This is a genomic window from Stenotrophomonas cyclobalanopsidis (genome assembly GCF_008710035.1).
Lineage (GTDB): Bacteria > Pseudomonadota > Gammaproteobacteria > Xanthomonadales > Xanthomonadaceae > Stenotrophomonas > Stenotrophomonas cyclobalanopsidis.
Map to the genome: position 1 here is coordinate 375,251 of NZ_VYKI01000001.1, position 14,241 is coordinate 389,491.

10 protein-coding genes are annotated in these 14,241 nt (G+C 63.2%); 3 read left to right on the forward strand and 7 right to left on the reverse strand.

From position 1 onward, the window contains the following. Positions 1-18: 18 nt before the first annotated feature. From galE to FJU31_RS01580, 3 genes are read right to left on the reverse strand one after another with little or no spacing between them, the layout of a single operon-like run. A complete protein-coding gene (galE, locus tag FJU31_RS01570) occupies positions 19-993 on the reverse strand; it encodes a UDP-glucose 4-epimerase GalE (RefSeq protein WP_150453209.1) in 975 nt (324 codons plus the stop codon). Further along, positions 990-2,348, reverse strand: a complete 1,359-nt coding sequence (locus FJU31_RS01575) for a GlcNAc-transferase family protein (RefSeq protein WP_150453210.1) — start codon at positions 2,346-2,348, stop codon at positions 990-992. Before FJU31_RS01575 ends, galE begins: the two co-directional genes overlap by 4 nt. A gap of 57 nt (positions 2,349-2,405) precedes the next feature. Further along, positions 2,406-3,074 (reverse strand): hypothetical protein, encoded by a 669-nt coding sequence (locus FJU31_RS01580; protein ID WP_150453211.1) that lies wholly within the window; start codon positions 3,072-3,074, stop codon positions 2,406-2,408. A gap of 654 nt (positions 3,075-3,728) precedes the next feature. Here FJU31_RS01580 and FJU31_RS01585 point away from each other — a divergent pair. Beyond that, the gene (locus tag FJU31_RS01585) at positions 3,729-3,926 is read left to right on the forward strand and encodes a hypothetical protein (protein WP_150453212.1); all 198 of its coding nucleotides are present in this window, start codon (positions 3,729-3,731) and stop codon (positions 3,924-3,926) included. Positions 3,927-3,954: 28 nt separating this feature from the next. Here the strand turns inward: FJU31_RS01585 and FJU31_RS01590 are convergent, their stop codons facing one another. From FJU31_RS01590 to FJU31_RS01600, 3 genes are all read right to left on the reverse strand, one after another. Continuing rightward, complete coding sequence (locus tag FJU31_RS01590; RefSeq protein WP_223176394.1) at positions 3,955-4,809, reverse strand: ankyrin repeat domain-containing protein; 855 nt, start codon at positions 4,807-4,809, stop codon at positions 3,955-3,957. 85 nt (positions 4,810-4,894) lie between these two features. After that, positions 4,895-7,543, reverse strand: coding sequence for a hybrid sensor histidine kinase/response regulator (locus tag FJU31_RS01595; protein ID WP_150453213.1), 2,649 nt, complete (start codon positions 7,541-7,543; stop codon positions 4,895-4,897). 68 nt (positions 7,544-7,611) lie between these two features. Beyond that, the gene (locus FJU31_RS01600) at positions 7,612-8,778 is read right to left on the reverse strand and encodes an OprO/OprP family phosphate-selective porin (protein WP_150453214.1); all 1,167 of its coding nucleotides are present in this window, start codon (positions 8,776-8,778) and stop codon (positions 7,612-7,614) included. 330 nt (positions 8,779-9,108) lie between these two features. Between FJU31_RS01600 and FJU31_RS01605 the strand changes: the two genes are divergently transcribed. Beyond that, positions 9,109-10,452: a dicarboxylate/amino acid:cation symporter gene (locus FJU31_RS01605; RefSeq protein ID WP_150453215.1), complete on the forward strand. Its 1,344-nt coding sequence runs from the start codon at positions 9,109-9,111 to the stop codon at positions 10,450-10,452. Positions 10,453-10,680: 228 nt separating this feature from the next. Then, the gene (locus FJU31_RS01610; protein ID WP_150453216.1) at positions 10,681-12,972 is read left to right on the forward strand and encodes an NADP-dependent malic enzyme; all 2,292 of its coding nucleotides are present in this window, start codon (positions 10,681-10,683) and stop codon (positions 12,970-12,972) included. A 519-nt stretch (positions 12,973-13,491) separates the two neighbouring features. On the opposite strand, the gene FJU31_RS01615 is transcribed toward FJU31_RS01610, so the two are convergent. Further along, positions 13,492-14,238 (reverse strand): basic secretory protein-like protein, encoded by a 747-nt coding sequence (locus tag FJU31_RS01615; protein WP_150453217.1) that lies wholly within the window; start codon positions 14,236-14,238, stop codon positions 13,492-13,494. Between the last annotated feature and the right edge of the window lie 3 nt (positions 14,239-14,241).

Below are 14,241 nucleotides of genomic sequence, written 5' to 3' on the forward strand. Positions count from 1 at the left end.
AACGGTGGATTGGTCAAACTAAGCTTGCTCCGAGCGCAATGCGCTTCGAACAATGGAATCTAGTCCGTCGTTGCGCGGCGACCAAGATAGCTCTCTGCGAGCGCTGGACGAGTCTGCTACTAGGACAGACACATCGCCACTGCGCTGCTCTGCCTCAAGAACTGGAACTCTAGCGCCAGAAATTTGCTCTACTGCATGTAGCACTTCCCGAACAGAGTAGCCTCTTTCGGAGCCGCAGTTGAGGATCAATGAACTGCCTCCACGGTTCAAGTGATCGATTGCTCTCAGGTGAGCTGCTGCGATGTCATCGACATGAACGTAGTCGCGAATTCCTGTGCCGTCAGGTGTTCGGAAATCCGTGCCGAATATGGTGACTGAACCTTGCCTTTCATTTGCGACCCGGCATGCCGCCATGACTAGATTCTTAGCATCCTTCGCGGGCCTGAAGAAATGCCCCGACATGGTGGCGCCCGCTACGTTAAAGCACCTTAGCGATACGTACCTGAGGCCCGTTGCAAATGACACGTCCAGTAGGATCTGCTCGGCGATGAGCTTTGACATCCCATAGGGATTTGCGGGTCTCTTCGAATGAAGCTCGCCCACAGGAGTCTGGTCACAAGCAGAGCCATACACAGCGGCAGTTGACGTGAAAACGAATTTCGATACCCCGCAATCCTTGCAGCATGACAGAAGGTTGAGAGTTCCCGCTGTATTTTCCGAATAGTAGTGAAGAGGATCTAGTTTCGAGCCTGTGGCGTCAGTTCTTGCCGCCATGTGCACAACTGTTCCAATGGCAAATTCAGAGAGGATGCTCTTGACGAGGGTGTGATCTGAGATGCTGCCGATGACGAGGTGGGCATTCTCAACTCGTTTCGCTTTGCCAGTGCTTAAGTCATCCAGGACGACAACCGTAAAATTTCGGTCTAGCAGCTGATGGACTACGTGGCACCCTATGTATCCCGCGCCACCAGTGACAAGTGTCGCTTCGCTCACGCGGCAATCTCTTCGGCTGATATCGAAAGATGCGGATCACTCGCGGATTCGCTGCTACGGGCATGTATCGCATAGCTGATGGGGAGTTGGTGCCTCCATAGTCTGAGATCTTGGTCGTATTGTAGATGTCCATCCGCTGAGAGCGTTTTTAACTCCTGAATTGACAGCTCACGCATGGAGTGTACGGATCCGTCTGCCGAGTGGCATGAGACGAGTACTGAGGTCGGATGTCGATGATGGTCGCTGGCTAGATGGACGCTGATACGTACAGTCCGGAAATAGATCAACCGCAGCTCCCAATCGATTCTGTCCAGTAGTGATAGGGATGCGTCCGGCTCGTGTGGGGTCAGAGAGTCAGGTTGCACCGCGCGATTGCGGAAGCTCAGTCCGACGTATCTCTCGTACTCAGGTAGGGTGCGGATCGACCCCAAGCCAAATTTTCCTGGATCGTTAGGGGTTGGATCTAGGGAAATTTCAAGCAAGGTTAGAGTCTTCTGCAGCGCTGCAAGTGATCGGCTCCGTGCAGACTTCTCAAGTACCCCTTCGGAAACCTGGGCTTCGCTATGGTCGTCCCACACTTTCTGAGCAAGGTTATGGTACTGATGCCATAGCATGGTTTCGTAGGGGTGGAAGAAATCATAGCCGTGTGTGAATGCTCTGAGTGACAGCGATATTTCTTCTGTACAGAAAAATTGATCAGGATCGCTCATGACATCGCTGACAAAAGTACCGTCGGAGAAGATGAACCCGCCTGCGATGAATTTAGCTCTGAATGCGACGCTTCCTTCGGGTCGGGGTGGGAGGCGGATTGATCTAAGCTTGACAACGCCGGTCGGAGAAAAGCAGTCGAAGACAATTCCGCTGGTGTACTCTTGGCGGTCGAGAGGGTAGGTGGCTGGGTTGAAATCAGGAGGGTGTCCGGTTATGAGTGGCTTCGGGGTGCGTGATCGAAGTAACTCAAGGAGGTCTCCCATCTTTACATCCCACTGATCTGAAAACCGGTGGTGTGAATCGATCTGCAGATTGTAGGTTTCGCCGCGATATCGGCTCTGAGCCAGATGTCTAGCCCAGCCACACCCCTTTGAGTGCGAGTAATGAACGTCGATCACATCAATGGTTGCGCCATTTTTATGATAGATATGGACTGGGTAGATTCCGCCCACTTCAGTCTCTCTGTATTCAAGGCCAACGGATGCTAATCCCGAAGTGCCTTCCTCAGTCCCGTGCTGCCAGCATATGGAGATGTGCAACAGGCCGGGAAATGATGCTGTCTCTATCATGTCCAGTAGAGTGGGTAGAAGTTGAGGGTCTCTGTAGCTGGGTATCTGGACAAATATGGATTTGCCTCGGTTCATGTTCCGCCTCTAATTTCTCTGCTGCTCTACTGGGTATTGTTTTTTTGAACTAGTCGTTCAGTTTCCGCTTATTGAATTTATCGATGGGTCGGTGGAAAATATGAATCTGTTCTCATATGTTCCTCCGACGTTTTCAAGTGACTCGACGTAGCTGTACATGGGGGAGGATCGGTCTGCGGCGAGCCGGTTGTTCCAAGCCTCATGCTGATCTTCGCTTTGCGTGCGCGCCATGCCAATACAGATGCTAAGGCCGCACGATAGCTGCTCAAGAATTCCGTCTTTTCCGATTGCACGCGTCAACGATGCACGGTAGTGCTCCGCCAGATCCTGTGCTTCTGGGCTGGAAGCAGCTTCCTGGGTGATTTTCGATATTGCGCTCGACATGCTGTGGTTTGATTGCAATAGGTCCTGAGCTTCCTGGCTGGAGATTCCTTGGTTGAATATGAAGCCGGATTCGCTAGGAAGGTGTTGCGCTGATTTTGTTTGGATGCCATGAGCTTGTGTTGAAGAGAGCCTGTCAGCTGTGCGCGAATTGCCTTTTTTTCTCGCGATCTCTTCTTTTGTATTATTCGAATTGACGTCAGGATGCGCTGATTTTTCTAAGGCTGTTGAGTCTGAAGTGGCCTTGTGGTCATCCGAGCAGCTTGCTAGCGATGCTGAGAGTAAAATTGCTAAAAGAAGTTTGATGGAATTTTGCGATTGCAAGAATAATGGCGGCGCAGTCATGACTATTCCTTTGTTTGGAGTTTTGTTTTTTTACATTGAACATTCGTACGGATTTTGATTGCAGTCCGGTGGCCGAGTCGGGTTGATGACAGTGTTGACTCGTCCTCCGCAGCAGTCGGTGACTCTCCAGTTTCCCGCTGTGTCTACATTGACGACGCATGTGTTTGTGCACCTGTATCTGACCCCGTTAAAAACGGTTTCGCTTGCTGCCTTAACATCGCCTGCTGCAATTGACATGGCTGCTGCAACAACGAGCCCGCTAGCTGTCTGATATTTCATTTTATTGCCCCTTTGTGATTAATGGAGTGCCTGCGTGTGAATTATCTGATTTATATAAGTTTCGATCAGTAGGTGAAGTCTGATTCTGTCTCAGGGGCAATACCGTGTGGTGTGTCACGGTAGTTCTATATTTGAAACTATTCCTAAAAGGCGCTGGTCGAGCGCTTGCGTCCCGAGGAGAGGGCGCTTGAGGCGCGGCCTTCCTGAGCCTTTGCTGCATGTGTCGTGTGCTAGGCAGAGCTTCTGATGTCGTCCGGCAGGCAGGGCTGCAATGCGGCTACGGCCAGAGTTAGCTCATGTCAGGTTCTAGAGTGCACTTGGTTGGAGCTCCTCAACGCGCTTATATGTAGATGAGCGCATCGCCGATGAGATCGCGTGGAGCTTCCTGCTGGATGCTTGGAGCATCTTTTGTTGCAGGCTCTATTGCATGATTCCGAAACGGCGAGTGACGGTCAGCAGCTGCTCGCCGCACCCGCACAGCTGCGGAAATGGGAGTTCCAGATGGAATACGACCTCGACTGGGCTTTGGCCCAGCCCGAACTGGACCTGCCGCTGCAGGGTCCCCGGGTGTAGAGCCGAGCCCACGCTCGGCTGATCCCTGTCAGGCGCTGATCGAACGCAGATCGATGCACGGACGCATGCGCTCCGTGCCATCCCACTCGGCAGGCAGTCCCACGCTGGCGAAGGCGTCGACGATGGCCTGGCCGATCTGCTCCATGGCGCCGCTGTCGGGCGGGCCCCAGAAGCCAATGGACAGATCACTGGTGCGCCTGGCGCGCTTCATGTCATCGCCGGAATAGAAGCAGAACCCTTTGAGGCCTGCGCCTGTGCCGCCGCGCTGCCAGAAAAGTTCATTGGTGTCATCGGCAGCGTCGCCTGGTGTATCGCCGCACCCACCAGTGGCAACGATGCCTGCTGCTTCCAGCACTGCAAATGCCGCATCGATCCTGACCCGTGCCAGTTTCCACGCAGCAGCGGACATCTTCCGGTCCGGCTTGCGCACCACGACCGCGGGAATGGCGTGGCCGGTCAGCGCGGAAAGCAAGGTCTTCACCTGCGGTGACCATGCGTTTTCCACGATGTGGTTGCCATGTGCGTCACACACATCGGGCTGTGCACCGGCATCGATCAGCAGCTGCACCGCCTCGGGCCCTTCCGGCGAGAACTCTGCTGCCAGGTACAGCGCTGTGCGTCCGCCCGCGCCGATGTGCTCCAACGGGCTGCCGGCATCGATCAGCAGGCGCAGGGTGGCAAGGGTGTGTTCCATCGGCGCACAGTCCTGGCTGGATGCGGCCCTTTCCAGCGCCGTGAACCCAAAGGCATCCACCGCGTGTACGTCCGCACCGGCCGCGAGGAAGGCTGCGGTGGCGGCTGCGTTGGCGTTCCAGGCTGCTTCAAAGATATCCGCGGGAATTTTCACCTTCGGGGACTTCTGCATGCTCAGCGATCCTTGCACGGGTAGGGGGCGATTGTAGGCAATGCAGCCGAGCGTGGGCTCGGCGCTACAACGAGCGGAGCAATGCAGTCGAGCAAGCTCGACTCTACCCCCGATGCCGCAACAGCATCTGCGTCATCAGCGCCCGCAGCGCGGGTGGCTTCACCGGCTTGGCCACAATGCCCCAGCCCTGCTCGGCGGCGTGCGCCTTCAGCGCGTCATCGCGCTCGGCGGTCACCAGGATCACCGGCGGCCGCGCCTGCCACAGCGTGCACAGCGCCTCGTACAGATCCGGCCCGTGCCATTGCCCCATGCGCACGTCCAGCAGCAGCAACTGCGGCACGTTCAGTGCGCTGGCGATCTCCAGCGCGCCTTGTGGGCCATCGGCCAGTTCCACGTTGCAGCCCCAGCGCTCCAGCAGGGCGCGGGTTGCCGCGCACACGCGCGGGTCATCGTCGATGCTCCACACCCGGCACTGGCGCAGCGGGCTGTCGTCGGACGGTTCGGCCGCCAGCACGGGCGGCGGTGCCGGCGCGGCCACATCGTCGGCGTGCCCCAGCGCCACGCTCACCGCGAACATGCTGCCCTTGCCCAGGGTGGAGCGCAGGCTGATGCGATGGCCGAGCAGGCGGCCGATGCGCTCGACGATGGCCAGGCCCAGGCCGGCGCCGCGTTCCTGTTCGACGCCGTCGTTCAGGCGGCGGAATTCCTCGAAGATCTCGCCTTGCAGGCTTTCCGGAATGCCTGGGCCCTGGTCGTGCACTTCGATGCGCAGCTGGTCGCCCACGCGCCGGCAACCGATCAGCACGCGCCCGCGCGGGGTGTAGCGCAGCGCATTGGACAGGAAGTTCTGCAGGATGCGGCGCAGCAGGGCCTCATCGCTGACCACCACCGCGCGGGTATCGACCCAGTCCAGCTGCAGGCCACGGCTCTGCGCGGCGATGCCGAACTCGCGGGCCAGGGTTTCCAGCAGCGGCGACAGCGCGAAGGCGCGCACCCGGGTCTGCAGGGAGCCCGATTCCAGTCGCGATATGTCCAGCAGGCTGTTGAGGATGGCGTCCTGCGCGGCCAGTGCGGCATCGACGTGCTCGCTCAGTTCGCGCGCCTCACCACTCAGCCGCGCGCGCAGCACCGAAACGAACATGCGCGCGGCATTCAGCGGCTGCAGCAGGTCGTGCACCGCCGAGGCAACGAAGCGGGTCTTGTAGCGGTTGGCCTGCACGGCCTCGCGGCGCGCTTCGTCCAGGTCATGGGTGCGTTCGGCCACGCGGTGTTCCAGCGCATCGGCCAGTGAGCGCAGTTCGCGCGCGGCGTTCTTGTAGCTGGTGATGTCTGCATAGCTGGTGACGAAGCCGCCGTCGGGCAGGGGATTGCCGCGGATCTCCAGCACCGTGCCGTCATCCTTCTCGCTTTCGCGCATGTGCGGGCGGCCGCTGCGCAGGTGGTTCAGGCGGCGCTCGATGGCATCGTCGATCGGCCCGGGACCGAGCAGACCGCGGCGGGCGTTGAAGCGGAACAGCTCCTCGATCGGCCGGCCCACCCGCACCAGCCCCTGCGGGAAGCGGAACAGTTCGATATAGCGCGAATTCCACGCCACCAGGCGCAGTTCGCGGTCGATGATGACCACGCCCTGCGGCAGGTGCTCGAGGCTGCGGCTGAGCCCGCTGTCGGCATCGGTGGCGGCCTGCAGCAGGCCGTCCTGGGCGGTGCGCAGTTCCTGCGCGTGCTGCTTGAGCAGGGTTTCCAGCTCGCTGCGGCTGCGCTGGCGGTGCCGCGACAGGCGCCGGCGCTGCTGTACGAACAGCGTCAGGAAGCCCAGTGCCAGCCACACGGCGGCACCGGCCATGGCGGCGGCGCGGCCCGCGCTGGAGGCACCGCCGGCATCGTGCAGCAGGTGCAGGCTCCAGTCCTCGTCGGGCAGCGGCAGTGTCTGCCACAGCATCGCCTGCGGCAGTGCCGGATCGAGCAGGCGCACCATGCGCCCGCCATCGGCCAGCACGTCCTCGGTGCGCACGCGCAGCGGCTGCAGCGACCGGTCGGCGTACTGGCGGGCGTCGAGCATCTCGCGGCGCTCGTCGGCCCCCAGCGGGCGCAGCAGGCGGTAGCGCCATTCATCGCGGTTGGCCAGGAACACGACGTCGTGGTTGTCGCTGGCCAGCACCACGTCGGGGCTGCCCAGCCATTCCTGTTCCAGTGCGGACAGCTCGATCTTGATGACGATCACGCCGATGCGCTGGCCGTCGCCATCGACGATCGCCTCGGACATGAAGTAGCCCGGCACGCCGGTGGTCATGCCGATGCCGTAGAAGCGGCCACGCCCATGCGCCAGCGCCTGCTGGTAGTAAGGGCGGTAGGCGTAGTCCTCGCCGACATTGGTCGAGGGCTGGTCGAAGTTGCTGGCCGCCACGGCCACGCCATTGCGGCCGACCAGGGTGAGGGTCGAGGTGCGGGTCACCTGGTTGGCGCGCTGCAGCTTGAGGTTCAGGCGCTGCGTTGCGGCGGGTGTCAGTGGCGCGCGCAGTGCCTGCAGCAGGTCCGGGTCGAGCGCCATCACCTGCGGCAGGGTGCCAAAGCGGTCAATGCGCTGCTGCAGGCCCTGGCCGTACAGCTGCAGCTGGCGCTGCACCTGGTTGCTTTCGGCGGCCAGCGCGCTGCGCCAAGCGAAGTGGCCGGCGGCGATCGCGCACAGCACGGTGCCACCAACCATCACCGCGATGGTCAGCAACAGCATCCGATGGCGGCTGAGCCAGTACATGGGCGCAGTCTACGCAGGGCCGTCGGGCGTGGCATGCACGCCCGCCGGCTTCTGGTCCGTGGAAGGGATCAGAAGTGCATCTGCGCGCGCAGTTCGAAGATTTCCGGGGTGCTGTGCACGCCACGGCGGCTGGCATCGACCTTCACGTAGTTCGCCTGGAACTTGAAGTGGCTGGTCAGGTACCAGTTGGCGCCCACGGTCAGGTCGTGCTGGCGGCCGCCGAGGATGCTGCCATCGTCCAGGTCCAGGCGGCTGTAGCGGGCCAGCAGCTCGACCGCGCCGTAGCTGTGGGCCGGCTTGATGTTGGCCACCGCGCCAGCGCTGTACGGGCGCGATTCGCCGGTCAGCACCCAGCTGGCCATGGCGTACTGGCCGCTGCCGGTGTAGTCGGGCAGGCCCTTGCGGGTCACCGTGGCCTGCAGGGCTTCACCCTGCAGTGAGAACGGGCCGCGGATCCAGATGCCTTCCAGGCCGGTGCGGCGGATCTGGTCGGCGGTGACCAGGGCGCCGGAGTCGACCAGCCGGATGTCGGTCAGGCCGGCTTCCGGGCGCGCACGCAGGCGGGCGCTGGCTTCGTGGTGCACGTCGCGGCCGTCGCGGTAGCCGCGCGGGTTTTCCTGCGAATAGGCCAGGCCCAGGTGGACCACGTCGCCCGGTGCCTTCACCGGGGTCCAGACCGCACGCACGGCCTGCATGGTGCCCGGGTTGTCACCCTGCAGGTCCTTGCCACCGTAGGCGCCGGCCTGCAGCAGGTACTGCGGGCGTTCCAGCACCCACTCGGCACCGGTGCGACGGGCGGCGTAGAAGGCCTGCACGGGCAGGGCGGTTTCCAGGAAACTGCCGGCACGCGAGGAGGTGTTGCCGTCCAGGCCGACCGGGGTCTTCATGTAGCCGAAGCGGAAGCGGCCGACATCACGGCCGAAGAAGGCCTTGCTCTCGAAGCGCACGAACACGTCCAGCCAGGTATCGGACTGGAAGTCGTAGTACACCATCGCGTCGTACACCCCCTTCTTCTTCAGGGTCGCGCCGAACTCCCTGCGGCGCACGGCGTCATCGTCTTCGATCCCGCTGCCAGAGGAGAAGTCGTTGTAGTCATAGGCGATGTTGCCGGTGGCGGCCAGTTCGGTTCCGTCGCCGAAGGCGTACTTGGTCGGCCAGTTGTCGAAATCGGCGGCGGAGGCGAAGGCGGGCAGGGCGGCCAGCGACAGGGCCAGCAGGGTCGGAATGGGGCGCATGGGGTGCGGCTCTCTCTCTCGGAATGCGTGTGGACAGGACAACAACGGCCGCGCTGGCCGGAACTTTCGCAGGGGAGCGCCCGGTCGTTCAGTTCGGGCCGGTGGCCGTCCCCGGCACAGGCGGTGCGGCGCCAGTGTAGGCACCCGAGCCACCTGAACCGGGGAGCTAGTACCAATAGGTTATCTGCGGCGGCGTGCCCTGCGCGTACAAAGGCGTCCATTGGTTGCACCACCAGGCACGCCGTGCCGGGCCTGCAGCCAGTTCCACGGAGGCGGTCCCTGCGCAGCAGGGATCGTTCGCGCCAGAACTCTCCCCTTCCGGAGTCCGCCATGCACATCCCGACCACCCCGGCGCTGCCCAGCAAGCCGCTGCCGATCTACCGCCAGCTTTATTTCCAGGTGATCGTGGCGATCATCCTGGGCGCCGTCCTCGGCCACTACGAGCCGATGATCGGCGAGAAGATGAAGCCGCTGGGCGATGCCTTCATCAACCTGGTGAAGATGATCATCGCGCCTGTGATCTTCCTGACCATCGTCACCGGCATCTCCGGCATGACCCACCTGCGCACGGTGGGCCGCGTCTTCGCCAAGGCGATGGCGTACTTCCTGTTCTTCTCCACCCTGGCCCTGATCGTCGGCATGATCGTGGCGCACGTCGTGCAGCCCGGCGCGGGCATGAACATCAACCCGGCCGAGCTGGACCAGACCGCGGTCCACAGCTACGTCGAGAAGTCGCATGACCTGACCCTGGTCGGCTTCCTGATGGACGTCATCCCGAAGACATTGATCAGCGCCTTCGTCGACGGCAACATCCTGCAGGTGCTGTTCGTGGCCGTGCTGTTCGGCATCGCGCTGGCTTCGGTGGGTGAGAAGGGCAAGCCGATCGTGAACTTCCTGGAGGCGCTGGTCGCCCCGGTGTTCAAGCTGGTGCACATCCTGATGAAGGCCGCCCCGATCGGTGCCTTCGGTGCCATCGCCTTTACCATCGGCAAGTACGGCGTCGGTTCGCTGATCAACCTGGCCTGGCTGGTGGGTTCGTTCTACCTGACCGCCTTCCTGTTCGTGGCCGTCATCCTCGGCGTGGTCTGCCGCCTGTGCGGGTTCTCGGTGTTCAAGCTGGCCCGCTACCTGAAGGCCGAGCTGCTGCTGGTGCTGGGCACCTCGTCCTCGGAATCGGCGCTGCCGTCGCTGATGGAGAAGATGGAACGCGCCGGCTGCAGCAAGTCGGTGGTCGGCCTGGTGGTCCCCACCGGCTACTCGTTCAACCTGGACGGCACCAACATCTACATGACCCTGGCCGCGCTGTTCATCGCCCAGGCCACCAACACCGAACTGACCCTGGGCCACCAGATCGCCCTGCTGCTGGTCGCCATGCTCAGCTCCAAGGGCGCGGCCGGCGTCACCGGTGCCGGCTTCATCACCCTGGCCGCCACCCTGGCCGTGGTGCCGGAAGTGCCGGTGGCCGGCATGGCGCTGATCCTGGGCGTGGATCGCTTCATGAGCGAATGCCGCTCGCTGACCAACTTCATCGGCAATGCGGTGGCTACGGTGGTGGTGTCGCGCTGGGAAGGCGCGCTGGACCGTGACCGCCTGAAGCTGGCGCTGGACGGCCGCGAGAGCGAGCTGCCGCTGCCGGTCGATGCCGTGCCGGAGGCACTGCCCGCCAAGGGCTGACACAGGTGTGTGGTACCGCGGGGCCGGTCACGCGAGTGACGCGGCCCCGCGACGTTTCAAGGCGACCCATGGCCGTCATGGGCAACGCCGAAGCTGGTCCCTGGACTGGTCGCATACGGCACGGAATTGTGCGGTCGCAGCATGGTTGCGACAGGATAGCGACAGGTCCAGGCTCTCCAACGGGGGTATCATCCCCTGTCCCCCTTGCCCATTCATTAATCCACGTCGATGTCCAACGAAGATTTCAAACAGGCCGCCCTCGATTACCACCGGATGTCCCCGCCGGGCAAGATCAAGGTCTCTGCAACCAAGCCCATGCTGACCCAGCGCGACCTGTCGCTGGCGTATTCGCCGGGCGTTGCGTACGCCTGTGAAGCGATCAAGGCCGACCCGCAGCAGGCCAGCGAGCTGACCGCGCGCGGCAACCTGGTGGCGGTCATCTCCAACGGCACCGCGGTGCTCGGCCTGGGCAACATCGGTGCACTGGCCGGCAAGCCGGTGATGGAAGGCAAGGGCGTGCTGTTCCAGAAGTTCGCCGGCATCGATGTGTTCGACATCGAAGTGGACGAGACCGACCCGGACAAGCTGGTCGACATCATCGCCTCGCTGGAGCCGACCTTCGGCGGCATCAACCTGGAAGACATCAAGGCCCCGGAATGCTTCGTGGTCGAGCGCAAGCTGCGCGAGCGCATGAAGATTCCGGTGTTCCATGACGACCAGCACGGCACGGCGATCATCGTCGGTGCAGCGGTGCTCAACGCCATGGCGATCACCGGCAAGAAGATCGAAGACGTGAAGCTGGCGACCACGGGCATGGGCGCGGCCGGTATTTCCTGCGTGAACATGCTGGTGCAGCTGGGCCTGAAGCCGGAGAACATCCTGGCCTTCGACCGCGAGGGTGTCATCCACACCGGCCGGACCGACCTGGACCCGGAAAAGCAGCGCTATGCGCGCGACACCGACAAGCGCACCCTGGCCGAGATCGTCGACGGCGCGGACATCTTCCTGGGCCTGTCGGCCCCGGGCATCCTGACCGCCGAGATGGTCAAGACCATGGCGCCGGATCCGGTGATCTTCGCCCTGGCCAACCCGACCCCGGAAATCATGCCGGAGCTGGCGCGCGCCGCCCGTCCGGACGCGATCATCGGCACCGGCCGTTCGGACTATCCGAACCAGGTCAACAACGTGCTGTGCTTCCCGTACCTGTTCCGCGGCGCGCTGGATGTCGGCGCCACTGCGATCAACGAGGAAATGAAGATCGCCTGCGTGCGCGCCATCGCCGCGCTGGCCCGCCGTGCGGCCACCGACATGGGCTCGGCCTATGGCGGCGATACCCCGAGCTTCGGCCGTGAATACCTGATCCCGCGTCCGTTCGACCGCCGCCTGCTGGTGGAGCTGTCGGCCGCCGTGGCCCAGGCCGCGATGGATTCGGGCGTCGCCGCCCGTCCGATCGCCGACATGGGCGCCTACCGCGACAAGCTGGCCCAGTTCGTCTACCGCACCAGCCTGATGATGAAGCCGGTCTACGACCGCGCGCGCAACGACAAGCAGCGCGTGGTCTACGCCGAGGGCGAAGAAGAAGTGGTGCTGCAGGCCGTGCAGAACGTGGTCGACGAAGGCCTGGCGCATCCGATCCTGATCGGCCGCCCGGACGTCATCGAATCGCGCATCGAGCGTCTCGGCCTGCGCCTGAAGGTCGGCGAGAACATTGAAGTCACCAACATCAATGACGACCCGCGCTTCAACGAATACTGGCAGTACTACCACGGCCTGACCGGCCGCCGCGGCGTGACCGTGGCTGCGGCGAAGAACCTGATGCGTTCGCGCCCGACCCTGATCGCCGCCGTGATGGTTGCCCGTGGCGAAGCCGATGCGATGCTGACCGGTATCGTCGGCCGCTTCCACAAGAAGCTGGGCTACGTGCGCAGCGTGCTGCCGCTGGAATCCAAGGTCACCTCGACTTCGGCCATGACCGGCGTGATCAACCAGCAGGGCGTGTTCTTCTTCGTGGACACCCACGTGCAGGAAGACCCGACCGCCGAGCAGCTGTGCGAAGCGACCCTGCAGGCCGCCTACCGCATGAAGCTGTTCGGCATCGAGCCGAAGGTGGCGCTGCTGTCGCACTCCAACTTTGGCAGCCACGATTCGAAGGATGCGCTGAAGATGCGCCAGGTGCGCGAGATGCTGCTCAAGCGCAACCCGCGTCTGAACGTGGACGGCGAAATGCAGGGCGACACGGCGTGGGACGAAGCCCTGCGCCAGAAGCTGCTGCCGGGCTCGACCCTGCAGGGCCGTGCCAACCTGTTCGTGCTGCCGAACCTGGAAGCGGCCAACATCGCCTACAACCTGGTGCGTGTGTTCACCGACGGCGTGGCGATCGGTCCGATCCTGATGGGCGTGAACAAGCCGGTGCACATCCTCACCACCAGCGCGACCTCGCGCCGCGTGCTGAACATGACCGCGATCGCCGCGGTGGATGCGCAGATCCGCAAGCAGCTGGAAGCGGAAAGGAAGGCGTAAGCCTTCGTTGCCGCGACCGCTGCAGAAACGCGCCCCAGGGGGCGCGTTTCTGTTTCCGCGCAGTGGAAACCGGATCGGGTAGCGCTCGCCGCGTCGTGAGCGGAAACCGGTAGAGTCGACTGTCAGTCGACTGCTGCTTGTCTCCGCCATCGACAACCCCGCGCTTCGCGCGATAGTCGACTGACAGTCGACTCTACCCAGCAATCAGCCACGGGGCGCGTTTCTGTTTCCGCGCAGCGGAAACCGGATCGGGTAGCGCCGGGCCGTGCCCGGCGAGCGCGCAGCGCGGCGGATCAGGCATTCCGCCGGGCATGGCCCGCCGCTACCGGTCAGCGCTTGCCGCGTCGTGAGCGGAAACCGGTAGAGTCGACTGACAGTCGACTCTACCCAGCAATCAGCTACGGGGCGGGTTTCTGTTTCCGCGCAGCGGAAACCGGAACGGGTAGCGCCGGGCCATGCCCGGCGAGCGCGCAGCGCGGCGGATCAGGCATTCCGCCGGGCATGGCCCGGCGCTACCGGTCAGCGCTTGCCGCGTCGTGCCGGTGTCGGCGGCGGGGCATCCGAGCGCGGCTTGGCGTACTCAGCCCACAGGGCCGGCAGTGCCTTGCCGGCGTGCTTCTGCCACAGCGCCGGGGTGTACTGGCCTGCACGCAGGGCCTTGTCCAGCGCCAGTACCAGGCCGGGGTGTTCGCCCTCGGCCCACTTCAGGAACGCACCGGTCACCCGGTAGCCGCTTTCCACGGTCTGCCCCTTGCCCACCTTCTGCGGCAGCGCCCAGCCGGCCGCAGCGTTGCCCATGCCATAACGGTCGCGTGCGTAGTCGGCGATGCCTTCCACCAGCCAGCCCGGCACGCGCTTGTCGCCGTAGCTCGGGTAGCCCTGCACGATGTGCATCGCCTCATGGGTCACCAGGTCGATGTCATCGGGGTGCTGCAGCAGCCAGCCCGGGTTGATGGTGATCGTGCTGGCCTTGTCCTTGTCGCCCACGTAGGCCACGCCGTTGTAGGCCGGGTCGATCACGATGCGCACGTCGGCCGGCGCCTCCGGATGGAAATCCGCCCGTTCGCGCAGGTAGGCGAAGTAGAACGTGTCGATGATCCGCTTCCGCACCGGTGCGGGCAGCGCGCCGGTGGGATCCTGGTAGGAGAGGGTCACGCGTTCGCGGGTGACCTGGCCATCAAAGGCATCGGTCTGCGATGGCTGGGCCTGCGCCATGCCGGGCAGGGTGAATGCAGTGAGGGCGAGAGTCAGCAGGCGAAGGCGCATGGG

Bases quoted from the DNA above. Each gene is read 5' to 3' on its own strand.
- FJU31_RS01605 (WP_150453215.1), top strand. From the start codon at position 9,109: ATGCACATCCCGACCACCCCGGCGCTGCCCAGCAAGCCGCTGCCGATC.
- FJU31_RS01610 (WP_150453216.1), top strand. From the start codon at position 10,681: ATGTCCAACGAAGATTTCAAACAGGCCGCCCTCGATTACCACCGGATG.
- FJU31_RS01580 (WP_150453211.1), bottom strand. From the start codon at position 3,074: ATGACTGCGCCGCCATTATTCTTGCAATCGCAAAATTCCATCAAACTT.
- FJU31_RS01575 (WP_150453210.1), bottom strand. From the start codon at position 2,348: ATGAACCGAGGCAAATCCATATTTGTCCAGATACCCAGCTACAGAGAC.
- FJU31_RS01595 (WP_150453213.1), bottom strand. From the start codon at position 7,543: ATGTACTGGCTCAGCCGCCATCGGATGCTGTTGCTGACCATCGCGGTG.
- FJU31_RS01615 (WP_150453217.1), bottom strand. From the start codon at position 14,238: ATGCGCCTTCGCCTGCTGACTCTCGCCCTCACTGCATTCACCCTGCCC.
- FJU31_RS01600 (WP_150453214.1), bottom strand. From the start codon at position 8,778: ATGCGCCCCATTCCGACCCTGCTGGCCCTGTCGCTGGCCGCCCTGCCC.